Annotated in this window: 23 protein-coding genes and 1 tRNA gene; 2 read left to right on the top strand and 22 right to left on the bottom strand. The window is 72.1% G+C overall.

Annotation, left to right across the window (positions count from 1 at the left end; genetic code table 11):
• Positions 1-122: 122 nt before the first annotated feature.
• From ACIPSJ_RS33020 to ACIPSJ_RS32935, 18 genes are all read right to left on the bottom strand, one after another.
• Positions 123-1,826: a hypothetical protein gene (locus ACIPSJ_RS33020; RefSeq protein ID WP_401351343.1), complete on the bottom strand. Its 1,704-nt coding sequence runs from the start codon at positions 1,824-1,826 to the stop codon at positions 123-125.
• Positions 1,798-4,158 (bottom strand): hypothetical protein, encoded by a 2,361-nt coding sequence (locus tag ACIPSJ_RS33015; protein WP_401351342.1) that lies wholly within the window; start codon positions 4,156-4,158, stop codon positions 1,798-1,800. The genes ACIPSJ_RS33020 and ACIPSJ_RS33015 overlap by 29 nt, the downstream gene beginning before the upstream one ends.
• A 9-nt stretch (positions 4,159-4,167) precedes the next feature.
• Entirely contained in the window at positions 4,168-4,803 is a 636-nt protein-coding gene (locus ACIPSJ_RS33010) for a hypothetical protein (protein WP_401351341.1), read from the bottom strand.
• A gap of 16 nt (positions 4,804-4,819) precedes the next feature.
• Entirely contained in the window at positions 4,820-5,464 is a 645-nt protein-coding gene (locus tag ACIPSJ_RS33005) for a hypothetical protein (protein WP_355718013.1), read from the bottom strand.
• An 8-nt stretch (positions 5,465-5,472) separates the two neighbouring features.
• The gene (locus tag ACIPSJ_RS33000; protein ID WP_401351339.1) at positions 5,473-6,084 is read right to left on the bottom strand and encodes a hypothetical protein; all 612 of its coding nucleotides are present in this window, start codon (positions 6,082-6,084) and stop codon (positions 5,473-5,475) included.
• Complete coding sequence (locus ACIPSJ_RS32995) at positions 6,077-9,328, bottom strand: LamG-like jellyroll fold domain-containing protein (protein ID WP_401351338.1); 3,252 nt, start codon at positions 9,326-9,328, stop codon at positions 6,077-6,079. The genes ACIPSJ_RS33000 and ACIPSJ_RS32995 overlap by 8 nt, the downstream gene beginning before the upstream one ends.
• On the bottom strand, positions 9,325-10,653 hold the full coding sequence (locus tag ACIPSJ_RS32990; protein ID WP_401351337.1) for a baseplate J/gp47 family protein: 1,329 nt from the start codon (positions 10,651-10,653) through the stop codon (positions 9,325-9,327). The genes ACIPSJ_RS32995 and ACIPSJ_RS32990 overlap by 4 nt, the downstream gene beginning before the upstream one ends.
• Positions 10,650-11,099 (bottom strand): hypothetical protein, encoded by a 450-nt coding sequence (locus ACIPSJ_RS32985; protein WP_355718025.1) that lies wholly within the window; start codon positions 11,097-11,099, stop codon positions 10,650-10,652. Before ACIPSJ_RS32985 ends, ACIPSJ_RS32990 begins: the two co-directional genes overlap by 4 nt.
• On the bottom strand, positions 11,096-11,410 hold the full coding sequence (locus ACIPSJ_RS32980) for a hypothetical protein (protein WP_359218903.1): 315 nt from the start codon (positions 11,408-11,410) through the stop codon (positions 11,096-11,098). The genes ACIPSJ_RS32985 and ACIPSJ_RS32980 overlap by 4 nt, the downstream gene beginning before the upstream one ends.
• Positions 11,410-13,053, bottom strand: a complete 1,644-nt coding sequence (locus ACIPSJ_RS32975; RefSeq protein WP_401351336.1) for a hypothetical protein — start codon at positions 13,051-13,053, stop codon at positions 11,410-11,412. Before ACIPSJ_RS32975 ends, ACIPSJ_RS32980 begins: the two co-directional genes overlap by 1 nt.
• A 34-nt stretch (positions 13,054-13,087) precedes the next feature.
• Positions 13,088-13,456 carry a hypothetical protein gene (locus ACIPSJ_RS32970; RefSeq protein WP_359218907.1) on the bottom strand — a complete coding sequence of 123 codons (369 nt, stop codon included), beginning with the start codon at positions 13,454-13,456 and terminating at the stop codon, positions 13,088-13,090.
• 38 nt (positions 13,457-13,494) lie between these two features.
• Positions 13,495-14,004, bottom strand: a complete 510-nt coding sequence (locus tag ACIPSJ_RS32965) for a hypothetical protein (protein ID WP_355718035.1) — start codon at positions 14,002-14,004, stop codon at positions 13,495-13,497.
• A gap of 48 nt (positions 14,005-14,052) precedes the next feature.
• Positions 14,053-14,367 (bottom strand): hypothetical protein, encoded by a 315-nt coding sequence (locus tag ACIPSJ_RS32960; RefSeq protein WP_401351335.1) that lies wholly within the window; start codon positions 14,365-14,367, stop codon positions 14,053-14,055.
• A 3-nt stretch (positions 14,368-14,370) separates the two neighbouring features.
• Positions 14,371-14,763: a hypothetical protein gene (locus ACIPSJ_RS32955; protein WP_393662020.1), complete on the bottom strand. Its 393-nt coding sequence runs from the start codon at positions 14,761-14,763 to the stop codon at positions 14,371-14,373.
• A gap of 41 nt (positions 14,764-14,804) precedes the next feature.
• Positions 14,805-15,983 (bottom strand): hypothetical protein, encoded by a 1,179-nt coding sequence (locus ACIPSJ_RS32950; RefSeq protein ID WP_401351334.1) that lies wholly within the window; start codon positions 15,981-15,983, stop codon positions 14,805-14,807.
• Between the two features lie 110 nt (positions 15,984-16,093).
• A complete protein-coding gene (locus ACIPSJ_RS32945) occupies positions 16,094-16,918 on the bottom strand; it encodes a hypothetical protein (RefSeq protein ID WP_359218915.1) in 825 nt (274 codons plus the stop codon).
• A 238-nt stretch (positions 16,919-17,156) separates the two neighbouring features.
• Positions 17,157-17,230: transfer RNA gene (locus ACIPSJ_RS32940), tRNA-Pro, on the bottom strand.
• A gap of 46 nt (positions 17,231-17,276) precedes the next feature.
• Complete coding sequence (locus ACIPSJ_RS32935; protein WP_359218917.1) at positions 17,277-18,704, bottom strand: MFS transporter; 1,428 nt, start codon at positions 18,702-18,704, stop codon at positions 17,277-17,279.
• A 210-nt stretch (positions 18,705-18,914) separates the two neighbouring features.
• Here ACIPSJ_RS32935 and ACIPSJ_RS32930 point away from each other — a divergent pair, with 210 nt between their 5' ends.
• On the top strand, positions 18,915-19,496 hold the full coding sequence (locus tag ACIPSJ_RS32930) for a TetR/AcrR family transcriptional regulator (RefSeq protein WP_401351332.1): 582 nt from the start codon (positions 18,915-18,917) through the stop codon (positions 19,494-19,496).
• Positions 19,497-19,582: 86 nt separating this feature from the next.
• Here the strand turns inward: ACIPSJ_RS32930 and ACIPSJ_RS32925 are convergent, their stop codons facing one another.
• The 3 genes from ACIPSJ_RS32925 to ACIPSJ_RS32915 form a co-directional block, all read right to left on the bottom strand.
• Complete coding sequence (locus ACIPSJ_RS32925) at positions 19,583-20,680, bottom strand: maleylacetate reductase (protein WP_401351330.1); 1,098 nt, start codon at positions 20,678-20,680, stop codon at positions 19,583-19,585.
• On the bottom strand, positions 20,677-21,534 hold the full coding sequence (locus tag ACIPSJ_RS32920; RefSeq protein WP_359218923.1) for an intradiol ring-cleavage dioxygenase: 858 nt from the start codon (positions 21,532-21,534) through the stop codon (positions 20,677-20,679). The genes ACIPSJ_RS32925 and ACIPSJ_RS32920 overlap by 4 nt, the downstream gene beginning before the upstream one ends.
• 95 nt (positions 21,535-21,629) lie before the next feature.
• Positions 21,630-22,142 (bottom strand): hypothetical protein, encoded by a 513-nt coding sequence (locus ACIPSJ_RS32915; protein ID WP_359218925.1) that lies wholly within the window; start codon positions 22,140-22,142, stop codon positions 21,630-21,632.
• Positions 22,143-22,272: 130 nt separating this feature from the next.
• On the opposite strand from ACIPSJ_RS32915, the gene ACIPSJ_RS32910 reads away from it, so the two are divergent.
• The gene (locus tag ACIPSJ_RS32910; RefSeq protein WP_393800509.1) at positions 22,273-22,620 is read left to right on the top strand and encodes a cupin domain-containing protein; all 348 of its coding nucleotides are present in this window, start codon (positions 22,273-22,275) and stop codon (positions 22,618-22,620) included.
• Between the two features lie 48 nt (positions 22,621-22,668).
• Here the strand turns inward: ACIPSJ_RS32910 and ACIPSJ_RS32905 are convergent, their stop codons facing one another.
• Positions 22,669-23,694 (bottom strand): LacI family DNA-binding transcriptional regulator, encoded by a 1,026-nt coding sequence (locus ACIPSJ_RS32905; RefSeq protein ID WP_359218928.1) that lies wholly within the window; start codon positions 23,692-23,694, stop codon positions 22,669-22,671.
• Positions 23,695-23,740 lie beyond the last annotated feature (46 nt).

Below are 23,740 nucleotides of genomic sequence, written 5' to 3'. Positions count from 1 at the left end.
GGCCCCCGTGCGCTCAGGCCGGCGTTCGCGCGGGCCTGAGACGACCAGCGTGGCGAGGCGGGACGGGGGCTGTCATATGCCGTTCCGCTCATCGGACCGGAAGTGGGCACCCGCCCGCCGGGTCACGGGCTGGGCGGCACGTTGGGGTACGGGAGGGTGAGGTTGTCGCCAGGAGAGAGTCCCAGGTCGTAGAAGAGTTCACGGTGGATGACCCAGGCGATGGTGTTCCGGGTGGCCTGGTCGAGGAGCGGGATCCGGTCGACCGCCGCGAGCATCTCGGCGTACAGCTGCGCGACCGTCACCTGGGTGTCGCCGGCCCGGCGCCGCGCCATCGCCCAGTTCTTCCAGGGCTGGTCGAAGACGGTGTGGGCCCAGGTGGGGAGGAGCGTGCTGGGGGCGTCGCCGCGGCTGTAGCCGGTTACGTCGCGCAGGAAGGAGGTCGGGCTCGTGTGTGCCGACTGGACCTGTGCGCCCGTGACGCCGTAGGCGCCGCGCACCGCGGACGCGTCCGCGTGCCGCTGCACCGCGAGGTCCACCGTGCCGGGCGCGCCCAGCGGACCGAGCAGCCCGGCGGCCTGGGCGTCGGCGACGGCGGACGACACACCGGTGCCGCTGGGCGGCGCCGACGGCAGGTGGGCCAGCTCGACGTACAGCCGTGCGAAGACGTCGTCCGTGGTCAGCCTGGGCTCCGTCAGGTCGAGCGGGCGTGCCGCGGGCGCCGTCCGCGCGGGCGTCGGTTCCGGAGCCGGTGCCTGAGTTGTCGTGGATGGCCGGCCGGGAGCCGGTGGCGAGGTCTGCTCGGTGGGGGCGGGTGCCGAGGACGCCGCCATTCTGGGGGCGGGCAGCGCCTGGTCCACGCCGGTCATCGCCCTGTTCAGGCCGAAGCGGACGGCCCACGCCCGAGCCCGCGCCGTGAAGCCTCCGGGCGCGGAGGAAGGTACCCGTGCGGTCGCGGCGGCCGGTGACGGCCCTGGCGCGACCGGTTCGACTGGTTCGATCGGCCGCACCGGTTCGATCGGCCGCGCCGGTTCGGTCGACCGCACCGGGGGAAGTCCCCGGGGCGTGGGTACCTCGTCGGCCGACGGCGGAGCGGTGCGCGGGCCCGAGGACAGCACCCCGCCCGCGCCGGCGATGACGATCGGCGCCAACACGCCCTGCACGAACGCGTGCGCCTGCGCCCGCCGGAAGGCCTCCGCGTTCATCTCCTCCATGGTGAACGGCCTGTGGTGCTGCTTCTGGATCAGGAGCCACCCCTGCATGGGCGCGGAGAGGATGAACGCGCACCCGTCCCGCTCGTCCATGGCCGCTTGGTATGCGGGCCCGAGCGCACGGCGATGTCCATGCATGAAGGCGTCCATGTCGTTGTTGTAGGCCTTCCGGTCCCTGTGGAACGCCTCCAGCCTGATCTCCTCGCCGCGCCTGATGGCACGGTTGAGACGAGATATCCAGTATTTGCGCCAAATCTCGTACATCTCGTCGATCGTGAGCGTGTTGTGCGGGTTCGTCGGATCGCGCGGCGACAGCGGCGCGGCGGGGGCCGGTGCTGGTGCTGGTGCTGGTGCCTGGGAGGCGACCGGGATTCCGACTCTCTCGCCGTCGTTGTCGTAGCTCGGTACGGCGTAGTCGCGGCGGTCGGTCCCCGTCGCCGCGCGGGCCCGCGGCCGAGGGCGGGGGCTCGTCGGCGGCGGTGACGTCCCCCCCGGCTCGGCGTCCCGCACCGCGCGGCGGATCGCGGCCACGACCGTCGCGCGCAGCCGTTCGCCGGTCTCGGCCGACAGTCCCTCGGGCAGCGTGATGTCAGTGGGCGGGTGGTAGCGCCGCACCATAGCCTTCGACCTCCTCGGCGGGGATGGGGACCAGATCGTCGCGCGCGACCCAGAACTCGTTCAGCTCACCGATGGCAGCCGTACGGCCGACGTCGGCGTCCGGATGCCGGTAGTAGCGGGTGTTGCCGAACCGCCGGCTTCCCGGCAGCGGGCCCGCCACGAAGCTGTCGATGACACGGCCTTCCGGCGGCTGCCGGCTCAGGATCGGCCGGCCTTCGCCGCTCACCTCCTCGAAGACGTCGTAGATGTCGCCGCCGACCCAGTAGGAGCTGGCGAGCGCCACCCGTTCGGCGTCCGCGTTGGCCGGCGTGACGAACACCCGGACGTCGGTGCTGAACCAGCCGCCCACGTCCAGTTCACGCCCGAGCAGCCGGACCCAGGGGTCGGGCCCGAAGAGCAACTGGGAGTCGAGGATGAGCTGTTCGAGCCGACCGCCCTTGTGTGCGGCCCGGTAGACCGGTGTCTCGGCGCCCCGCCTCAGCCGGAAGGTCTGCCGACGCCGGTCGGTGCCCAGGGCGGCGAACCGTCGGCGCACCCTCGCGTCGAGGTCGGCGAGCATGGCGGCACGCACCGGCGCGATGATGTCGGTGAGGTCGTAGCGGTGCCGCCGCGCGTGGTCGACCTTGCTGACCGTCGTGTAGTAGCGGACGCTGTCGGCCCGCGCCCGCAGCGCGGCGTCCGGGCGGTCGACCGCGGGCGGGTCCTCCTCGACCAGACCGAGCGCCCGTGCCGCGTCCATGAAGTACAGGAAGTCCTGGTAGTCGTGGATGCGGGTACGGAACTCCTGCCGCAGGGCGCCGACGTCGATGTCGGCCACGTACCGGAACGAGGAGGAACCCAGCACGCTGGTGCTCGGCTCGGTGTCCGGTGGCAGCGCGCCGTGCCAGGTGTCCCAGACACCGCGGGTCGGCCTGGCTCCGAGCCACGTCCAGAAGGCGAGTTCGGCGTCGCCGGCCGCGATGTTCCCGTTGGCAGCCTCACGGGCCATGTTGATGAGTCCGAGGAAGTCGTTGATCGCGGTGATGAGGGCCGCCACACCCGCCACTGCCCGTTGCCCGGTGGTGTACCGGCTCGGCGCCGTGGGCGGGCGGGGCACCGTCGGCCTGACCGGCGGCGGGCCGGCGGGCGGCGTCTCCTCGTCCGTGCGAGCGGCACCGCCCGGCATCGCGCCGGGCTCGCGCACCGGCTCGCGCACCGGCTCGCGCACGGGCTCGGTGGACCGTGACTCCGGTCCCGTAGGCCGTGACTCCGGTCCCGTAGGCCGTGACTCCGGTCCAGTAGGCCGTGACTCCGGTCCAGTAGGCCGTGACTCCGGTCCAGTAGGCCGTGACTCCGGTCCAGTAGGCCGTGACTCCGGTCCGGTGGGGCGTGGCTCCGGTCCGGTGGGCTCCCGCTCCGGTTCGGGACGTTCGCCGCCCGTGGGTGGTGCGGCCGGTCCGCCGGGTGTGCCGGGGGCGGACTGGGGCCGGAAGTCCCTCTTCCCGTCGAGCCAGAAGTACCAGATCGTCGCGCCGGTACGGTTCGCGGCTTCCTGCATGGCCCGTTGGCAGGCCCCGCACGGGTTGTACTGGCCCATGATCACCATCACGTCGCCGCGCTGGAGCGGGGCCTCGCGCACCGCGCGTGCCTCGGTGTGCGTGGCGGAGTTCACGGTGCGCCAGTTCCCGAGGGCCTGTTCCTCGGGGGTCGCGTTGCCGCTGTGGAGTTCTCCGCGCCAGACCTCGACACCCCTGCGGGTCACGGTGACCGTGGCGGAGTGCGGCGGACGGTACTCGCTCTCCTGCGCCGCGGCGAGATCCGCCTCGTTCGACGGGACGTACTGCCGCAGAATCGCCCGCGCCGTCTCGTCGCCACGTGACGCACGGCGGCGCAGCTCGCTCTCGGGCATCTGCCGGTAGCGCAACCGCAGTTGCTCCGCGGCCTCCGCGTCGGCCCGTGCCCGCCTGCGCAGGGTGCCCAGCTTGACCTGCGGCGCCGGTGCCGCTTCGGGAGCGGGCGCAGGTGCGGGTGCGGGTGCGGGTGCGGAATCGGGTGCCGCCGGTGCCGCCGGTGCCGCCGTACCCTGTCCGTCCGGTACGGCGACCGGTTTGCCGCCGTCGCCGAAGGACGGGACGGCGTACCCCTCGGCGCCCTGCCGGTCCGCGTCGTACGGCTCCTTCACCTCGGCCGCCGTGCCGCAGTCCCGGCCGTGGCGGTCGGCCAGCAGGCGTTCGGCCTCGGTCAGCCGGGCCGCGACCGCGCGGGTCAACGCCCGTCCTGCCGCCTCCAGTTGGTCGTCGGTGGGCACCCCGACGATCCGCAGGGTGATCGGAACGTGGCAGTCGATCCGCATGGCGCCGGCTCAGCCCGCGGTGTAGGCGAGTTGGACGGTGGCGAGGCTGGTGGCGCCGACCACCTGGATGGCCGACCCCGTGGCCACGACACAGTAGCGGTACGTCTGCGGATCGACGGCGGCGAGCGCCGCGTCGACGGGCACGGTGATGTCGTACGGGTTGGTGATGGCGGACGTCGCCGTACCGATCTCGGCCAGCTTGTTGGGAGCGGCGCTCGCGTTCGCCAGCGGGGCCCTGGTCAGGGCGATGCTGAAGGCGGCCGGAGTGCCGAACCAGAGGCCGACGGCACGGAACGAGACGAGCCTGACGTTCGCCGGCAGGCTGAGGCCCATCACCGCGACGCTGTCGGGGCCGCTGACGGCCGGGTACGCCGCCCCGGTCTCGTCGTACAGCCAGCCGTCGCCCGAACCCGGCAGCGATACGAGGTCGAGGCCGGGCGTGAACAGTTGCTGGCCGGTCGGCAGGCCGACGGGCTGGGCGAGCGCGGTGTCGATCTCGGTGACCACGGCGGCCGCCTGGTGGAGGTCGCTTGCTATCGCGTCGAACCGCACGTTGAAGCCGTCTGGGCCGTCGGCGGTGACGCGGCTGACGTTGTCGATCCAGTCGGTGGGCTTGAACGTGGGGGTGTAGCTGAGGTCGGTCACGGGTGTCCCTTCCCGGTCAGGACGGCGAGGCGAAGGTGAGGTGGACGGCCTCGATCGACATGCCGCCGAAGAGGACGGTCTCGAAGGTCGCCGTGAGGACGTAGCGGAAGACGCTGGTGTCGATCAGGGCGCGTGGTGCCGAGACCGGTATCTGGAGGTCGAAGGGTCCGACGGACGTGAAGTCGTCGTTGACCGCCAGCGGTTCGGGGGCCGGGGCCGGGACGACGAGCCGAATCGGTGTGCGCGCCAGCGAGACGGCGCCGCCGACGCCGTGGGAGGAGCCTCTCTGCATGTCGCCCACCACCCGCACCGACGTCAGCCGAAGCCCGTGGGGCAGGGTGAGGTTGGCCACCCCGGTCATGGCGAGGGAGTTGGCGTGGGGCACGCCGTTCACGTCGTAGCTCCACGCGCCTCCCGACAGAAGTCCGGTGGGTCGCAGGATCGGCGTGAAGCTGAGCCGCTGCGGCTGCGGGGGTGGTGCGGTGTTCGACACGTCGATCGCCGCACCGATGTCGGTGACCACGGTGGACAGTTGGCGCAGGTCGCTCGCGATCGCGTTGAAGCGCACGTTGAACCCGTTCGGACCGGCTGCCTCCACCCGGTCCTTGCGGTCCTCCCAGGCGACATGGCGGAACGTCGGGGTGTAGCTGAGGTCGGCCACGTTGACTCCTAGCTGCTCGTGTAGGCGATCTGGAAGGCGGCGAGAGTGACCGTGGTCCCGGATTCGATGAGGGAGGCCTGGATGAGGTAGCGGTACGTCGCCGTCGCAGTCACGGCCTTCGACGGGTCCACGTCCGTGGACCTGTCGAAGGGGTCGGCGTCTCCGCTGACCGTCGCCAGCACTTCCGGAGTGCCGCCGGGGATCTTGACCCGGGAAAGGGAGACGACCAGACCCACCACGTTGACGCCGACCTGGCCCATGACACGGAACGAGGTCAGGCGGACGTTGTCGGGGAGCGCCACCTCCATCAGCCCGTACGCGTCCTCGTCCTGCACTACCTGGGCCGCGCCGCCAGGGGTGATCCGCCAGGCGATGGTGCCCCCGGCGGCGCTCAGCAGCATCGGCGCCAGGGTCAGCACATGTTCGACCGGCCCGGTGCCGCGCTGGTCCACCGCCGCGTCGATCTCGGCGACGACGGCGGACAGTTGACGCAGATCGCTCTCGATGGCGCCGAACCGGGCGTTGAATCCGTTCGGTTCGTCGGCCCTGACCCGGTCGCCGTCGGGGCCGTCCACGAACTCCTTGTGGACGAAGGTGGGTTGGAACACGATGTCAGCCATCGGCGGGCCTCCTGGCTCGGGGCGGCAGTGGGCCGCGGACACGGAACCGCGGGTAGGTGTAGTCGGGGTTCGCCAGCGAGAGGTCACCCTGGAGTTCGACCACATGGGCGCGGATCGCGGCGGTGTTGACCTCCACGCCGACCGGATGCAGCACGTTGAGGACGTTCATGATCAGGTCGTGCTGGTCCTTGGTGATGACCGTCGCCGGGGTGTCCGCCTCCGGCCGCAGCCGCACCTGGAAGGTGTACGGGACCGCCTGCCCGCCGATCAGGTAGCTCGCCTGCACCCAGGCCGTGCCGGCCGCGTCGGCCTGCAGGGTGACGGTCTGCCGGGTGCTGGACGCCACGGTGATCGCGGCGTCGTCGTACGTCCCCGACGCCCAGCCCAGGCGCGGTCCCTCGCCGGGGAACTGGCCGATGAGACCGGCGAGGGCGGCGGGCGGCGGGGTCGCGGTGAGGTCCATGGTGGCGCCCTCGTCCAGTTCGATGACGGCGCCCTGCTCGACTCCGGAGGGCCCGCGCACCTCGACGAGCTGACCGGGGGCCTGGCGCACCTCCAGGCCGTCGCCGCTGTTCAGGAGATACCCGAAGCCGACCGCGAACGCGGGCCCGGCCAGCGCTCCGGGGTCCAGGGAGCCGTGCCGCAGGACGAGCCGGCGTCCTGCGGCGGCGGCCGGGTCGGGAGGGTCGCCGGTGCCGTCGAAGCCGGCGGTCACCGTGAGCCGTCCCGTGACCGACCGGCGTGCCAGTTCGGCGAGCAGGGCGTCCAGGAGCTCGGCCACGGCCGGCTGCATCAGGTGGGCGCCGTCGCCGCCGTAGTCGACCCGGGGGTCGTCGTGGCGGACCAGGAACGCCGGGTCGAAGTAGGTTCCCGGGCGTTCCACGCTCGACGCGGGCACGCCGCGCGTTCCGTCCGCGGCGATCGTGGCGCCGTCGTCCAGGCCGGCCAGGCCGACCCGCAGGGTGCGGGTCGCCGACGCCGAGACCGTGTGCCTGCCCCGGGCCACGTCGGCCTTGACGATCAACTGGCCGGGGGCGGTGGCGTTCAGGGCCGCGGTCCGGTGCCGGGAGCCGGCCCCGCTCTCCGGCGACAACAGGCCTCGTCCTGAACCTCCGGGCACCACGAGCCAGTTGACGAACGCGTCCGCGGGGGGCGCCGGACGCAGGGACAGGGTCACGAGGGTGCCCTGGTCCAGGTCGGTCGGGTTCGGAGTGACGGGCGCGGCGACCGCGGCGGGGGCCGCCGGGGCAACGCCACCTGAAGGAGCGGCAGTCGGGACGACCGGGACAGGAGTGACGTCGATCCTGAAGTAGTCGCCTTGCGCTGCGGCCGCGTAGACCTCCCCCGCTCCGCCCCGGTAGGTGACGTGGTCGAAGCCCGCCCGGTGGGCCAGCGCCGCGAGTCGCCCCGGCGGCACCGAACTGTGGCGGAGGAGCACCGCCCGGCCTGTTGCCCGCAGGTCGTCCGCCAGGGGGTCGTAGGCGGCGTCGACCAGCAGGCGGCCGGGCGGTGCGGTCTCGGCACCGGCCAGGGTGACCAGCCGGTCGAGACGTTCGGCGACCCCGACCTGGACCAGGTGCGGGTCGGCGGGGGCCGGCGCCGGGGTGAAGTCCACCCCGGCGTGGTCGTAGCGGAACAGGTAGGCCGGGTCGAAGGTGTCCTCCTGGGCGGCGGTGCCCACCACGCTCGACTCGGTCGTACGGCGCCGTCCGGTCGCGTCGATGCTCTCGCCGGGCAGCAGGGCGTACGGCCGGATGTGCACGAGCCGGGTGCCGCGGACCAGGGTGGCGTTCGTGTCGTCGACCACCAGTGCGTCGGGCTGCCCGCCGATCGGTCCGGCGAGCCGGTTGAGGAGGGCGGTGAGGTTCGCCGGGGTCGGCAGGGTCCAGCGGCGGAACAGTTCGAGCCGGCGGCGGTAGTGGTCGTCGTCCTCGCCGAGGGCGGGTGCGAAGCCCGTCCTCGGCGCGGAACTGATCCGTACCTCGTCGACGACCCCGCGGAAGCCGCCGCCGGCCGCGCCGACGCGCAGCGGGGCCGTGTTCGCCACCGCGCCGAGCGGGTACAGGAACCGCCAGTCCCGCAGCCGTCCGTCGAGGAACAGCTTCACCCGGCCGCTGGTGCGGTCGAGCACCGCCGCCATGTGCGTGAACGCGTCGGTCGGCAGGCTGGTGTCCGCGAACAGGGTCACGTCGTGGCCCGGGTCGCCGTCGCTGATCGTGAACCGTACGTTGCGCGGGAGCCCCCGTCCGAAGTCGCCGATCGCGAACTCCCAGCCCGGGCCCCGTTTTTTGCCGGGGTCGGGGCGGGGGTCGGGGCGGCGGCCGAGCACCGGCCCGTCGTGGGCGCGGGGGTCGGGATCCGGATCGGGGTCGGGGGCCGGGTCGGGGCGGACGAAGCACTCGAAGGTCGCGTCGTCCCGCTCGCCGATGTCGAACGTGGTGTCGGTGTCGGCCACGATCACCGCGTCGGCGGACCGGAAGCCCATCGCCCGCCCGTACCGGCCGGGGAGGCCGACCTGCACCGGGCCCTGGAGCACACCGTGATGCGCGGTCCGGCCCAGGTACGCGGCGGTCGCGTCCGCCACCTGTGGGGTGGCCCCGGCGTCGTCGTCGAGGTGGTAGAGCGCCACGGTGTCGGTGTCGAAGCCGTACGCCAGCGCGGGGAAGCGCGGTACGCCGAGGTCGGCGCCGATCAGGTCGAGGCTCAGGCCCAGGGCGGACGGCAGGTGCCGTTGGGCGAGGGTCGTGGCCGCGTGCCGCCGCAGCCGGTCGCGTTCGGCGCCGGTCACCCACAGCAGCTTGGCCGTGGTGCCGAGCAGCGCGGTCAGCGTCCAGCAGTCCTGGGGCCGGTTGTCGAACGGTGATGTGCCCATGGTGAGCAGGAGCAGCCGGGCGGTCGCGGTCACGGGTCGCTCCAGCAGGAACGACGTGCCGGTGACCGTGCCGGCCGGCACGGTCACCGAGGTGTCCACCGCACGCGCGCCCGGCTCCTCGTAGGTGATCGTCACCGTGATGTCGACGTCGATGTCCCGGGTCGTGGCGAGGACGTAGCGCGGCTCGGGCGGTACGCCGAAGCGGGCCTCGTGGTCGGCGAAGTCGTAGCTCTCCACCGCTGCCTGGGAGCTGTTGAAGGGCAGCAGGCGAAGGTCGAGGACGTCCGCGCCGCGGGCGAACGGTGTGGTGAGCCGGCGCGCCATCGTGGTGGCGGCGAGCACGGGTGCCGGGGTGAGCTCCTCGGTGGTCATCCGGTCACCACCGTCACGTCGAAGGCCTCGCCGTCGACCACGAAGGTCGCCAGTTCGGTCGGGCCCATCACCAGGTTCTCGCCCACGGCGCCCTCCGCGAGCACCCGCTGGAAGGGCACGTCGCCGAAGGTGATCCGGCCGAACGCGGCCGGTGCCCTGCGCAGATGCAGCCCCTGGACGTCGAGCACGCCCGGCTGTTCGACGAACGCGCTGACCACCTGCGCGTACAGGACGTCGCCGCCCAGGCGCAGCGCCCCGATGTCCGTCGCCAGACGGCGGCGCACCGCGGAGAGCAGGGCGACGCCGTCCGAGCCGGGCGCGATCACGAGGGTGGCCCGGACCCCGACCTCGATGTGGTCGGCCTCGACGATGTTGGCGTGGATGCCGATCGGCCGTACCGCGTCGACCGCGGCGCCGACCCGCTCGAAGATCCCGGGCACGGAGCCGGTGGTGTGCCACGGCCAGCGGAAGTCGTGCGCGACCACGACGGTGAAGAAGTACGGCTGTCCGACGCGGCGTTCGCTGCTGAACGCCCGCTGGTCGAAGTGGAACAGGTCGAAGTAGCTCTGCGACACGTCGACTCCGCCGAGCGGGTCGGACAGGACGATGTCGAGGACGCCGCGGACGCCCTGGGCCGCCTGCGCCACGGCTTCGACCGTCCAGAGGTTGCGGGCGATCCCGAGCAGCCGGCCGCGATAGGTCCCGTCCGGTTCCTCCTTGGTTCCGCCGGTCGCCGCGGCCGCGTTGGTCACCTTGAAGTCCGCGGCCCCGAGGTCGGTCAGGTAGATGGACCGGTACGTCGGGTCGATGGCGGTGATCCTGTCGGCTTCGACGTCGCCGTCGGGTCCCGGCTCGAACGCCACCACGCCGACGTCCGCGGTGGGGGTGCCGCGGCTGTCGAGCACGACCGGCGCCACCGTGCCGAACGACTGGGCGGGGAGGCCGGGTTGGGCGGCGGTCACCAGGATCGCCCCTTGGGGCAGGACGTAACTCCGCCCCTCCACCCCGTTGTTCAGCGTCACGGTGACCGTGCCGGTGCTCGCCAGCGGCGCGCGCTCCAGGCCGGTGTCCTCGCCGAGCAGGTCGAGGGCGTCACCGACCGCCGTGGACATGAAGTTGGCGTAGTAGAGGTCCTCCAGCCGTTTCCACAGCTCGCCGTCCTCGGCGGCGGCCGTCTCCAGGATCTTGCGCAGTGCGCTGGTACTGGTCAGGTCCGCTCCGGGGAACGCCGCCCTGGCCCGGTCGAAGGACTCGCTGAGAATCACGTCGACGGGCTTGAGGACGAACCCGTCGGCAGTCACCCCGTAGTCGGTCACGGTCGTCATACCTCCACGTTCACGCGCAGCGTGACCGGAACCTCGGCCACCGTCTCCAGGTCGGCCTCGACCGTCCACGCGCGGCGGACCTGTGCGGCGCGCGCCTGTGCCACGGCGCCGGGACCGGCGGCCAGGCGTTCGGGATCGTCGTCGAAGGTGACCTGCCTGACCTCGCTGACCCGCGGGTCCGTGCCCAGGGTGCCGACCAGGTTCAGCTTCAGGAGCTGCTTGACGACGCGGGTGCCGTTCGGTTCGGTGAACGCCTGGGTGACGTCCAGGCCGTAGCCCGTGTTGAACCGGTCGGAGCCGAAGGGCGTCAGGACCCGCAGGGTCAGCGCCTGGGTGAGATTGGCGATCCCGGTCACCTCGGCCAGGTCCCCGCCGTCGAGTACGAGGTCCCCGTCGTCCACGCGCAGTCCGCGCCCGAACGGGTCCGGGGACGTCGGCGTTGTCATGTTGCCTCCAATTTCGTCTGGCCGGCCGAGACGACCCGCCAGGGCGTGGCCGTCAGGGTCGGTCCCTGTGCGGTCTCCAGTGCCACCGGTTCGCCCCCGACCTTCAGCGTCGTGGCGAGGCCGGTGTCGATGGAGGCGACCGCGCCGCACGGTGGTTGGTTCGGGCAGGCCGGGACGGTCGCGGTGAGCAGGTCGGCGCGGGTGAGGACGGGTTGGCCGTCCACGGTGAGCAGGTGTCCGGCGGGCACGATCAACAGCGGCGCCCCGTGCGGGCATTGGAGCGTGGACGCGGCGGTGAGAACGGCGGCCATCACGACACCGCCACGGCGGAACCGTCGAGGGCCAGGCCGACCGTGCCGTTGGTCAGCCGGATCGGCTGGTCCTTGGTGCTGATGGTGACCGCGCCGTCGGCGCCGACCGTGATGGTCGTACCGCTGTGGTGCTCGATGGTGATCGTGTCGTCGTCCGGCGGCTTCGGACGGGTGCCCACTTCGGGCAGCAGGTCCTTGCCGACCACGATGTGCAGGCCGGTCGTCTGGATGATCCGGTGACCGCCCGCGTCGGTGAGGTCGTTGGCGCCTGGGCCGGCCGGCCGGCCGTCGTCGCCGAGTGCGGTGGGCAGCGCCAGCCAGTAGTCGCCGGGCTCGTTGGCCGGGCGTCGCGTCGCCGGGTTGTCCGGCCAGAGGAACCCGGCCAGTACGGCGTCGTTGACGGCACCCCGGTTGTGGGCGAGGAGGGCGCGCATGCCGGGGTACACCGGCACGACCAGGCCCGTGCGGTCGAACGCGAACACCGAGGCGATCGGTTTCTCGTGCATGCTCGCGCCGGTGTCGACGGGGCTGGCCACGCTGGGCGCGACCACTCCGGGGTCGGGGGCCTGGGCGTAGTGCAGGGACGCGAGGTGCTTGTCGGCGCCCGCGGCGTACTCGGTGACCTCGCCGACGTCGACGGCCGGGTGGTCGTCGCGGGCCCGGTCGACCATGCCCCGCCAGCGGTCCACCACGACCTGGACGCCGGTGGTGACCTGGGCCCGTTCGCCCGCGGCGGCCGCGATCAGGCCGAGTTCCGCGGTGTATCCGCCGGAGGTGGTGAACCGGTGCACCACCCGGGTCAGCCGCAGGGTGCCGTCGGGCACCCCGGACAGTCCGGTGATCTTCGCGACCTGGCCGACGCGCAGCCGCGGATGCCCGAGCACGGCCAGGTTCACGGTGGCCCGCACCGGCGGCGACAACGCCCCGTCGGTGTCCTCTCCGTAGGAACTGTCCAGCCATACGATGTTGGTGTCGGGGTCGAGCGCCACCGGCGCCGTGTCCTGCGCGGCGCCGACCGCCGCACCGAGGTAGACCGTGCCGTCGCGGACCACCAGCGGGGCGTTGCCCCGTTCGGCCAGGGTGCGCAGCGCGTCCAGGGTGGACCCGCTGCGCACGGTGAAGCCGCTCAGGTCTCCCGGCAGGGTCGACCCCGCCGCGACCGGCACCTCCGCCTTCTCCAGCAGGTTGAAGGCGAACAGTTGCGCGCTCGTCCCGGCCGGGCTGCCGACGGCCACCGGCTTGTTGCGCAGCAGGTAACCGCCCTCCTCCTGCCCGTACAGCACCGTGCGTGCGTAGCCGTCCTGGCCGACGGTGCCGGAGATCCTGGTGACCCGGCCCACGAGGACGCGGCCGGCGTCGCCCGTCGTGGTGGACGGGTCGTCGAAGTAGCCGAGCCGGATGGAGACGTTGAGCGCCGTCCGCGCCTGGACCGCGCGGATCATGCCGATCACGTCGGTCGGCAGGTTGATGAGCGTGACCTCGAACGTGTCGGTGGCGGCGCCCTCCGTCATCGTGACGGTGATGTCGGCGTCGAGCACGAAGGAGCCGGCCAGCACGTCGTTGGACACGGTCAGCGGCAGTCCGGGCCCGCCGGGTTCCAGGGGCGCGGAGATCTCGACCTCGTACCGGATGACGAAGCTCATGTCGCCACCTCCCGGCGGGAGTTCGCCCGTTCGTTCATCGCAGGGCCACCCCTCCGACGACCCGGGAGCCGAACGAGCCGGCGCCGTTGAGATTGCGTGGGTCCAGCAGCATCGTGGGGAACGTCAGGGCCAGTTCGGCCGCGTGGTACTCCACCCCGGGCGCCAGCTTGCGCCGCAGGATGGTGGTCAGCCCGGCCGGCTCCTCGCGGTCGACCGACAGCACGAGGAACGCCCTTCGGGCCGGCAGGTCGAGCAGGTCGCCCGAGGCGTCGTCGAGGAGGTCCTCCGCCACGTTGGCGTAGAGCCGGAACCGGTAGGAGCGGACGCCGAGGGAGAGCCGGAACGCCTGCGGGAACCCGTCGGCCGGGTCGATGGGCAGGGCGAGATAGTTCAGGGCCGCCATATCCTGCCTCCTTGGTCATGACGGGGTTCGTCGCGGACTTACAACAGGCCGCCCGGGACACGGGCGATGGGACTGGCCACGGGTCCGGTGGGTACGGCCGCGGTGCCGGCGGCGAGGACGAGGTCGCCGATCTCGCCGAGTACCGCGGTGGTGAGGGCCGGCGGGATCTGCTGAAGCGTGATCGACACGTCCAGCGCGTCCCGCTTGGCCACTCCCTGGGTGAAGCGCAGATCGGTGACCTGCATGTTCAGGCTGGTGGTCAGTCCCGACACCACCGGGATGCCGACCGCCGACTCTCCCCGTGCCATGGCGGCGACCAGCAGCCGTGAGGTGAGCGCGAGCGCCTCCAGGGCCTTCTTCTGCTCCAGCCGCTGCGGGCCGAGCAGGACGGCCTCGATCGCGATCGTCTTGTTCGTGGGCTGGGTGGCCTGGGAGAACCGGCTGCCCATGATCCGCTCGATGCGGTAGCCCTCGTTGATGGTCATGCTCTGCACGTACAGCAGCTGCACAGGGCCCACCAGCACCGGCAGGTTCACCGCATCAGCCATCGTGTTCCTCCCCCTTCACATCCGTCGGGTCCGGCTCGTCGGCATCCGTCAGATCCGGGTCGCCAGTTCCCGGTCGAGCTGGTCGAAGACGTAACCGGCCACCCGCTGGACCTCGGCGTCCGGCAGCGTCCCCACGACCTCCACCTGGACCGGGAAGTAGTAGTTGACGACCGCGGACTCGCTCTCCGGCGAGATCACGGCCTCGCTGCCGGCCTGCGGGACGATGTACTCGCCCTCGTGCACCAGCGCGATCCCGGTGCGTTCCACCCGGCCGCCGGTCGCGAACCCCGGTACGGGGAACACGTCCTGGCCGCCGGGACCGCTCTCGACGCCGTCCGGACCCTCGTCCGGGTCGCCGTCCACGGGTTACGCCTCGACCCCGACGGAGAGCGCGAGGCAGGTGAAGCTCGCCTGCGGGACGCCGTCGATCACCACGTTGCTGGGGTTCGCCGACGTGACGACGCAGCGGGCGAACTTCATCGAGTTGAAGGCCCAGTCCGTACCCTTCTTCTCGGCCACGATGATCTGGAACTCGGTTCCCTCCGTGGCCAGTTGGGTCAGGTCGGCGACCGCGGTCGCGACCGCCGGCACGCCCATGGTGAACGTGAACGTCGCGGGCTGGCGGACGAACCCGACATTGTCCGCCTCGACGCTGTGCAGCACGGTGTGCGGCGCGTTGAAGGTCGGGGTGAACGTCGAGATGGGGGTGATGGTGGAGTCCCCGAGTTTCACTTCGAGGCGTGTGTTCCAGTCGGCCATCAGGTGTGCCTTCCTAGTGGGATGTGGCTGGTCGAAGTTCCCTACTCGAACTTCAGGTCGATGGAGATCCGGTGCACGGCGCCCGCGTACTCGACGGCGGCCAGCACCTGCACGAGGCGCTGCACCTCGGCGGTGTGGATCCGGTTCGCCTCGTCGGTGGTGAGCGTGGCCGGGTCCTTGTCCAGGAGGGCGAGGACGGGGACGACGATCTCGAAGCTGTTGAGGACACCGGCGTCCACGAAGGGGCTGAGCACCGCCTCCATCTGGGCGACCAGGGCGCGCAGCCCGGACCTGCTGATCCGCACGTTCCCGATCGAGCCGATGAGCTGCGCCTTGAGCAGGAAGGACAGGTGGTCGATGAAGCGGCAGACGTCGATGTACTTCTTGGGGCTGCCGGGGTTGCCGGTGTAGCCCTCGCCCATGTAGACGCCGTTGCCGGGGATGAGCGCCGGACTCGTCAGCCAGTTGACACCGGCTCCCGTCGGGCCCGATCCGGAGACCTCCGTCGGTCCGTTCAGGGTGTCGATGTCGGTGGGGTTGAACGGCGGGCTCTCGATGTTCACCTGCTTCAGCAGGAGCGACACGAAGGGTTCGTAACCGGCGATGGTGCCGGTCACCGCCACCGCCGCGTCCTCGTCGCTGTTGTGCGCGATGTAGACCATCCGCTCGTTGGGCAGGATCACCTTCGGGTCCGTGCTGCCCTTGGGCAGCATCGCGACACCCATGCGCTCCATCCCGTCGGCACCCGTGTCGGACACCGAGGTGACGTGGGCGGAGAGCAGGCCTATGGGTCCGTCGGGGGTCTTCGAGGTGGCGTCGACCGGGGTGTTGGCGACCACGACGAGCTGGACGTTCAGGCCGGCGACGGCCGAGAGCGCGCCCTTCCAGTCCGGCGCGGTGGCGTCGACCGGGACGCCGTAGACGAGAGTCGGGCCGGGGCTCTGCCTGAACACCAGCGTGAGTGCCTTGCCGAGTTCTCCCGGGAAGGTCTCCTCCGCCTTGTCCGGGCTGGTGAACGCCACCGGCGTGGGCGGCACGGCCGCGACCGCGTCCGCGGCGGCCGACTTCTTGGCCGACGCCGAGGCCGACGCGGACGCGGACGCGGGCGAGGCGGGGGCCGGGGTGGTCACGCGGCCCACGATCGCGATCGTGCCGAACGCGCGGACGGCCGGTGCGAACAGGTTGACGGTCGGGTCAACCCGGATATACCGAACGGGCATCAGGGTTCTCCTCCAGGGCGGGGCCGGTCAGGCCGAATCGGTGGCGGATAGGGGTGAGCCGGGTCCCGGGCCGGTCGGCCCGCTCCTCGGTGGCTGTCCTGACGGCTTCCTCACGAGGCCGGCAGGAAGAGGCTGACGACGCCTTCGGCGGCACAGAGCCGTTCGACGTCCGCCGCGGCGAGCCCGTCGGGCAGGCCGTCGGCGGCGATGACGAGGGCCGTCGCGTAGGCCTCGGTGGCCTCGGCCGGGAGCCCGGCGGGGACCGGGCCGGTCAGGGGCCGGGCCGCCTCCCGTACGAGCCGGGTGGCGCGCAGCCCGCCGGCGAGGTCGAACGGGTCGACGACCACGGCCGCCAGGGTGACCGGCAGGGTGTGCGTGTTCGCCGGGTCGTCGGGGTCGAAGGGGGGTGGTGTGCGCAGCTGTATCTCCGCGACCACGTAGTGGAAGGCGTCCTTCAGTTCCTTCACCGTGCTGATTCCGTGCTCGGTGAGGAAGGCGTCGAGATCGAAGAAGGTGAACCTCGCCCGGAACTCGTCGAAGGTGGCGAAGTCGTCGAACGCCCGGGCCACCACCGATTCCGCGCCGGCCGGGTCGATCTCGGCTACCAGCGTGACGTCGACGGTGGCGCGCAGGTCGATCCAGACCGGCCGGGTGGGCTCGGGCACGGTCAGGGTCAGTTCCGTACGGGCGTAGGACGGTACGAGTTGCGACCACGCCCCGTCCTGGCGGCCGGTCGGGAACAGCGGCCGTTGCAGGGCGATCTCCCGCACCCGTGCGTCGGTGATCGTGTCGAGCCGGACGGCCGACAGGTCGTAGACCGAGGCCAGCATCGTGCGGACCCGCTGGTCACCCGAACCGCCGGTGGGCGACAGCAACGCCCCCAGAGCGGCAGGGTCACTCAGTGCGAGCAGCGCCCGGTCCCCGAATGCCGACATGATTCCCCCGCTGGTAGTCCGGTCCCGGCGGGTCGTCCAGGCCCGTCCGGCGATGGCTACGTTGACAGGGGGGCCGTTACGGAGGCGTCACCGCGGCGTCAGCCAGAGGTCCGGATCGCTGCGGCCTGACCCGCTGACACCGGTCAAGGACCGCTGGTCCCCGAGTGGTCCACGAGAACGGTGAAGGGGCGGTCCCGGATTTCTCCGGGACCGCCCCTTCACCTACGACTCCATCGAGTCGGGACGACAGGATTTGAACCTGCGACCCCTTGACCCCCAGTCAAGTGCGCTACCAAGCTGCGCCACGTCCCGCCGCGGAGTCACGCGGTGGGTTTCCGCGTGATCACGCAGGTCAACACTACCGCACGCGTACGGGTGCTGCCGTCGGCCGCTCCGTGGCCGGGGTGGTGACGCGGTTCGTGCGGCGGACCGGGACGAGGAGCGCGGCTCCGGCGGCGGTCAGGCAGAACAGGGTGAGCAGGGCCCAGGCGTGGGTGTAGCCGGAGGCGTAGGGCAGTCCGGAGGGCTGGAGCCGGCCGGTGACCAGGACGCTGGTGAGCGCGGCGCCGATGGAGCCGCCGATGGTGCGGATGTTGGCGTTCATACCGGTCGCGGCGCCGGTCTGCTCGGGCGGGACGCTGCCGACGATGAGGTTGGCCATCGAGGCGAAGGCCAGGCCGATGCCGAGGCCGAACAGGCCCGCGACGACACCGATCTGCCACCGCTCGTCGTGCCAGAGGGTGAGGAAGCCGCAGGCCAGTGCGCCGAGCGCGGCGCCCGCGGTGAGCTGCGCCTTGGCGCCGACGCGGGGTTCGAGCCGGCCGCCGAGGACGCCGGAGAGGAACATGGCGATGAGCATCGGCAGCATGAGCAGGCCGGACTCGGTGACGGTGGCGCCGAAGCCGTAGCCGGCCGAGCCGGGGGTCTGGACGAAGCCGGGCAGGAAGGACCAGATCGCGTACATGCCGGCGCCGAAGAGCAGGGCGGCCGCGTTGGTGGTCCGGACGGCGGGCAGCCGCATCACGCGCAGGTCGATCAGCGGGTTGGCCGAGCGGGACTCGGACAGCAGCCAGACGGCGAACAGGACGACGGCGAGGCCGAACAGGCCGAGCACCTTCGCCGAGCCCCAGCCCCACTGCCCGGCCTGGCTCAGCGGCAGCAGCAGCGCCACCAGCCAGGCGGAGAGCAGCCCGGCGCCGAGCCAACTGACGCTGCCCTCGGCCCTCTTGGGCGACTCGGGGACGTAGCGGGCGGCGATGAGCACGGTCAGGGCGACGACGGCGACCGGGATCCAGAACAGCCAGCGGTAGTCGAGCGCCGAGACGATGGGACCGGCGGCCACGATGCCGACGCCGCCGCCGGCCGCGATCACCGCGGACAGGTTGCTGATGCTGCCGCTGACCTCGCCCGGGGCGAACTCGTCCCGGATGATGCCGAAGGAGAGCGGGAACAGGGCGCCGCCGATGCCCTGGACGACCCGGGCGATGATCAGGACGCCGATGTTCGGCGCGAGGGCGGCGACCAGACAGCCGGCCAGGACGGCCAGCAGGACGGCGACCAGGGTGCGCTTCTTGCCGACCAGGTCGCCGACGCGGCCGAGTATCGGGGTGAAGACCGAGGCGGACAGCAGGTATGCCGTCATCACCCAGGTCGCGGTGGACTGCGAGGCGTGCAGTGCGTGCTGGACGGTCGGCAGGGCCGGTGCGACCAGCGACTGGAGCATGGAGAACACGCCGGCACCGGTCGCGAGGACCGCGAAGGTGAGGCGGGTGGACTTCCGGGGCATGAAGGACCTCTCCGAGATCGGAACGGAGGGAAGGGTGAGCGAAATGTCGGTGAGCGTGCGGGGAGGGGACACCCGGCCGCGTCCGGCCATGGCGGTGCCGCTCCGCACTGCTAAAGTGGAGGCACCCCTCCACTCTACTGGAGGCAACCCTCCGCTTCAACCGAAGTCGAGGAACCCCTCCGGTTCACCTCGGTCCCCCAGGAGGCAGCAGTGACGACCGCCGGCTCTTTCCCCGTCAGTGAGATCGTCGCGTCCCGCAGACCGCACCGTAAGGACGCGGCCCGCAACTACGACGCGCTGATCACGGCCGCCCGCGAGGCCTTCGCCGAGCACGGCGCGGACGTCTCCCTGGAGGACATCGCCCGCCGCGCGGGGGTCGGCATCGGCACCCTCTACCGGAACTTCCCGACCCGTCGCGACCTCTTCGAGAGCGTCTACGCGGACGAGGTCAACGCCCTGTGCGCGGCGGCCGTGGAGCTGTCCGAGCTGGAGCCGTGGGAGGCGCTGACATCCTGGCTGAACCGCTTCACCGGCTACATGGTCACCAAGCGCGCGGTCCGCGAGGCCCTCAACGACGAGTCGGAGATCTTCTCGGCCTGCCGGGACTCGATGTACGCGGCCGGCGGACCACTGCTGGAGCGGGCCCAGAAGGAGAACGTGGTCCGCACCGACATGGAGATCGGCGACCTGCTGAGGATGGTCTCGGGCATCGCGGCGACGGCTTTCGAGGACAACACCCAGCGCGACCGGGTGATGGGCATCGCCCTGGACGGCATACGAACGATGCGTTAAGCGCCCCGCCAGGGGCGCGGGGCCCTATCGATATGCGGCTCCGCCGCGTGGGCGCGACCGGCCCCCACCGCCCCGCGGGTCACCACTCAGCCGAAGTCACCGCACTGAACAGACCTGCCCTCATAAGCCGCCCGCAGCACACCCAACGCGTCCTCCTCCGTAACGGCCCTCGGATTCGCGTACGCCTGCCCCGCAACCTGCCCGGCGGCCACGGCCAAGTCCGCTTCCTTCAGACCGAGTTCGGCCAGCGAACGGGGTGCACCGAGCCCACCGGCCAACTCCCGCAGCGCACCCGGCGCCCAGTCCGCCCCCAGCGCACGCGCCACCGCGGCGGCAGCCTCCGGCACGGCCGCCGCGTTGAAGGCGAGCGCGTACGGCAGCACGACGGTGTGCGTCTCGGCGTGCGGCAGCCCGAACGTGCCGCCGAGGACATGGCACAGCTTGTGGTGCAGGCCCATGGTGGTGGCGCCGAGGCAGGTCCCGCACAGCCAGGCGCCGTACAGGGCGCGGGCGCGGGCCGGTACGGCGCCCGGCGCGGCGGCGATCTCGGGCAGCGCGCCCGCCATCGCCCGGACGCCCTCCTCGGCCATCAGCGCGACCAGCGGCGAGCCGTCGGGGGCGTACAGCGCCTCGACGGCGTGGGCGAGGGCGTTGATCCCGCTGGTCACGGAGAGCGGGACCGGCAGGGAGAGGGTGAGTTCGGGGTCGTAGACGACGCTGCGGGGCAGTACGACGGGGTCGCGGCCGGTGCGTTTGGCGCCGTGCTCGGTCAGGCCCCAGACCGGGGTCATCTCGGAACCGGCGTACGTGGACGGCACCGCGATCAGCGGCAGGCCGGTGCGCAGGGCGATGGCCTTGCCGAGGCCGATGGCCGAGCCGCCGCCCACGGCCACACAGCCGTCGGCGCCCGCGGCCCGGGCCGCCTCGACGCCCCGCTCGGCGACCTCGACGGGAACGTGCATCCGGGCCCCGGTGTGCAGGCCCGCGCAGGCCGGGCCGAGCGAGTCGGCGACCGCCCGCGCGGTGTCCGCGCCCCGCCCGCCGCTGAGCACCAGCAGCCGCCGCAGCCCGAGGTGCCGGGCCTCCTCGGCGGTCGCGGTCAGCGCGGCACCGGGGCGGAAGACGACCCGGGTGGGCCTCGTCTCGTGAACGAAGTCGAGGCCGAAGAGGTCGGAGGGGCTCACGAGCGCTCCAGCACGAGATCGAAGCGGGCGTGCCGGAACGGGTTCGGCACGCCGAACTCCGCGGCCAGGGACGGGTCGTCGGTCGGTGCGAAGTCCTTCACCAGGCTCTCCTTGACCGCGAACACCGCGTCCGAGTCCAGGTAGTCGCCGCCGGCCACGAAGATGTGCGTGGTGACCGGCTGGTGTCCCTCGGCGGAGACGATGAAGTGGATGTGGGCGGGCCGGTAGGGGTGCCGGCCGGTGGCCTTCAGCAGGGCGCCCACCGGGCCGTCGGTGGGGATCGGATAGGCGCTGGGCACACAGGTGCGGAACCAGAAGCGGCCCTCGGCGTCGGCCGTGAACAGGCCGCGGCCGTTGCCCGCCGGCTGGACGTCGGGCTGCTGCACGTCGTAGAAGCCCCGCGGGTCGGCCTGCCACACGTCCAGGACCGCGCCGGGCAGCGGGGTGCCGTCGGCGGCGCGGACGACACCGCTGACCACGCAGGGTTCGCCGCCGCCCACCAGGTCGATGTCGGCGCCGAGCGCGCGCACCGGGGACTCGGTCATGTGGAAGGGGCCGAGCACGGTCGACTCGGTGCTGCCGGGGTCGCTGTGCCCGTTGACGGTCTCCACGAGCATCGACAGCCCGAGCACGTCGGAGAGCAGGATGAACTCCTGCCGGGTGTCCGTGCAGGTCTGGCCGGTCGCGGTGAGGAACTCGACCGCCGTCTCCCACTCGCGCTGCGTCAGCCGGGTCTCCCGCGCGAAGGCGTGCAGATGGCGGATGAGCGAGGTGAGGAGTTCACGCAGCCGGGGGTCGTCGGTACCGCCCAGACTGCCGACGGCCTCCGCGGTGACCGCGTCTTCGGTTGTCATACCGGCTCCTTGCCCGGAGGAACAGTGACCATGAGTGATCGTAAACCCGTTCACCGTTCAATGAACCGGATCCACCGCCGGAACCGCTGCCGGTTCTACTTGATGAGCGCGTTGGCGATCACCACGATCACCCCGAGGCACGCGTCCACCATGCCGATGAGTACGGCGGCCGGCCAACTCCGTCTGGACCAGCGGGCGGTGACCAGCCCGAGGCCGAACAGGATGACGATGTTCAGGGCGAACGCCGGGTACTCGACACCCTTCGGCGGCCACCAGCCCCAGCCCGCGCCCGCGAGCAGGAAGACGGTGGGTAGCACGGCCACTACCAGCGGCCACTCGTCGGCCAGGGTGCGCAGCACGTCCCAGCGGCGGTGCGGGGCGCGCTCGGCGATGTAGTGGGCGTAGCCGTGCGCCAGGGCGGAGGCGCAGGCGGTGACCACCAGCCAGAGGGCGTCGTAGCGACGGCTGGCGGCGGAGGTGTGGCCGTACTGGGTGAGCGCGGCCACCATCGAGCAGGCCAGCACGGCGCCGTAGACCCCGCCGAACAGGACGGCCTCACGGGTGTCGTGCGCGCGTGGCTGGGCGACGGTCGCCGTGGAGTCGGCCATGCCCTCCACGATCACCCCGGGCGGGCCTGCCCGCCAGTCCGGGCGGCCCGACGAAGTGTCCTCCCACCAGGTCCGATGCCGCACACACTGTCCACGGCCGACGGCCCGCCGGGCTCGCTAGGGTCGCCGTATGACGACGCACAGCTTCGCCCTGCACATCCCCGACGCCGAGCTCGAACCCGACCCGCTCGACCCGGCGCAGATCGTCTCCGGCACGCCCGAGGTCACCGGGAAGGTGGTGTGGGAGTCGGCCGACGGGAAGCAGCTCCGCGGGATCTGGCAGATCACCCCGGGGGTGGTCACCGACACCGAGGCGGACGAGCTGTTCGTGGTGGTCAGCGGCTCGGCGACGATCGAGGTCGAGGGCGGGCCGACGTTCACGGTGGGCCCCGGGGACATGGCCGTCCTGCGCGCGGGCGACCGTACGACCTGGACGGTGCACGAGACGCTGCGCAAGGCGTACGCGATCAACCTGTGACCGCCGACTCGGCACCACCGACCTGTGACCGCCGGCCCGGCACCGCTTTCAGCGTGCGGTCGGCATGTTGTACGGCGTGACCACCTGGATCGCCGACGGCAGGCTCGGGCCCGCCGGGGGCAGCGCGCCCTGGGCGCGCATCACCAGGTGGCACGCCTCCCGCATGTCCTGGCGCAGGTCGTGGTGGAGGACGGCGGACAGGCGGTGCTCGCGCAGCAGCCGGGTGTTGTCGTGGTCGAGATCGTGGGCGACGAACACGGCGCACTCCCGGCCCAGCTCGGCGAAGGCGCGCAGGGTGGCGATGTTGCCGCCGCCGATCGAGTAGACCGCGCGGATCTCCGGGTCGCGTTCCAGGGCGGCGCGGACCAGGTCGTACTGGGTGGCGTCCAGCCCCTGCCCCTCCGCGATCTCCACCAGCGCGCGTTCGGGGTGGGTGGCCCGCATGACGCTGCGGAAGCCCATCTCGCGCTCCTCCTCGTTGCGGAAGAAGCCGCTGCTGAGGCTGGTGAGGACGTTGCCGGGCCGGTCACCGAGCCACTGGCCCATCAGGTAGGCGGCGGTGGCGCCGGCCGCCCGGTTGTCGCTGCCGACGTAGGCGAGCCGGCCGCTGGCGGGCAGGTCGGTGACCAGGGTGACGACCGGGATCTCCGCCGAGCGCAGGCGGCCGACGGCGGCGGTGACCTCCGGGACGTCCGGCGCCTTGAGGATCACCCCCTGCGAGCCCCGCCGGGCTATCCGGTCCAGGGTCCGCACCAGCTCCTCCACCGGACCGGTCTCCCGGAAGTGGAACCGGGAGCGCACCACCGCCGGGTGCAGCGAGGGCAGCTCGGCCTCCAGCGCGCCGCGCACGGCCGTGGTGAACCGCTCGGGCGCCTGCATCACGATGTCGACCATGAAGGTACGGCCCACCAGCCGGACCTGGGTGCGCTGCCGGTCCAGATCGGCGATCGCCTGCCGCACCTCGCGCACGGTGCTCTCCCGGACCCCGCCCCGCCCGTTCAGCACACGGTCCACGGTGGCCTCGCTGAGACCTGCCTGTCGTGCGATCTCACGGATCGGGAAGGGATGGCCCACGGCCTGGCTCCTTGAGGGGTTTTTGATGGCTCGCTGCTGGTTGTTC

The sequence above is a fragment of the Streptomyces sp. NPDC090088 genome (assembly GCF_044747345.1).
Lineage (GTDB): Bacteria > Actinomycetota > Actinomycetes > Streptomycetales > Streptomycetaceae > Streptomyces.
Note: the sequence above shows the minus strand (reverse complement) of the source record. Positions and strands in the feature narration are given on the sequence as shown.

What these genes read in the sequence shown, in the direction of transcription:
- ACIPSJ_RS33020 (WP_401351343.1), bottom strand. Translation starts at nt 1,826, where the DNA reads ATGGTGCGGCGCTACCACCCGCCCACTGACATCACGCTGCCCGAGGGA.
- ACIPSJ_RS33015 (WP_401351342.1), bottom strand. Translation starts at nt 4,158, where the DNA reads ATGCGGATCGACTGCCACGTTCCGATCACCCTGCGGATCGTCGGGGTG.
- ACIPSJ_RS33000 (WP_401351339.1), bottom strand. Translation starts at nt 6,084, where the DNA reads ATGGCTGACATCGTGTTCCAACCCACCTTCGTCCACAAGGAGTTCGTG.
- ACIPSJ_RS32995 (WP_401351338.1), bottom strand. Translation starts at nt 9,328, where the DNA reads ATGACCACCGAGGAGCTCACCCCGGCACCCGTGCTCGCCGCCACCACG.
- ACIPSJ_RS32990 (WP_401351337.1), bottom strand. Translation starts at nt 10,653, where the DNA reads ATGACGACCGTGACCGACTACGGGGTGACTGCCGACGGGTTCGTCCTC.
- ACIPSJ_RS32985 (WP_355718025.1), bottom strand. Translation starts at nt 11,099, where the DNA reads ATGACAACGCCGACGTCCCCGGACCCGTTCGGGCGCGGACTGCGCGTG.
- ACIPSJ_RS32980 (WP_359218903.1), bottom strand. Translation starts at nt 11,410, where the DNA reads ATGGCCGCCGTTCTCACCGCCGCGTCCACGCTCCAATGCCCGCACGGG.
- ACIPSJ_RS32975 (WP_401351336.1), bottom strand. Translation starts at nt 13,053, where the DNA reads ATGAGCTTCGTCATCCGGTACGAGGTCGAGATCTCCGCGCCCCTGGAA.
- ACIPSJ_RS32970 (WP_359218907.1), bottom strand. Translation starts at nt 13,456, where the DNA reads ATGGCGGCCCTGAACTATCTCGCCCTGCCCATCGACCCGGCCGACGGG.
- ACIPSJ_RS32965 (WP_355718035.1), bottom strand. Translation starts at nt 14,004, where the DNA reads ATGGCTGATGCGGTGAACCTGCCGGTGCTGGTGGGCCCTGTGCAGCTG.
- ACIPSJ_RS32955 (WP_393662020.1), bottom strand. Translation starts at nt 14,763, where the DNA reads ATGGCCGACTGGAACACACGCCTCGAAGTGAAACTCGGGGACTCCACC.
- ACIPSJ_RS32950 (WP_401351334.1), bottom strand. Translation starts at nt 15,983, where the DNA reads ATGCCCGTTCGGTATATCCGGGTTGACCCGACCGTCAACCTGTTCGCA.
- ACIPSJ_RS32945 (WP_359218915.1), bottom strand. Translation starts at nt 16,918, where the DNA reads ATGTCGGCATTCGGGGACCGGGCGCTGCTCGCACTGAGTGACCCTGCC.
- ACIPSJ_RS32935 (WP_359218917.1), bottom strand. Translation starts at nt 18,704, where the DNA reads ATGCCCCGGAAGTCCACCCGCCTCACCTTCGCGGTCCTCGCGACCGGT.
- ACIPSJ_RS32920 (WP_359218923.1), bottom strand. Translation starts at nt 21,534, where the DNA reads ATGACAACCGAAGACGCGGTCACCGCGGAGGCCGTCGGCAGTCTGGGC.
- ACIPSJ_RS32915 (WP_359218925.1), bottom strand. Translation starts at nt 22,142, where the DNA reads ATGGCCGACTCCACGGCGACCGTCGCCCAGCCACGCGCGCACGACACC.
- ACIPSJ_RS32910 (WP_393800509.1), top strand. Translation starts at nt 22,273, where the DNA reads ATGACGACGCACAGCTTCGCCCTGCACATCCCCGACGCCGAGCTCGAA.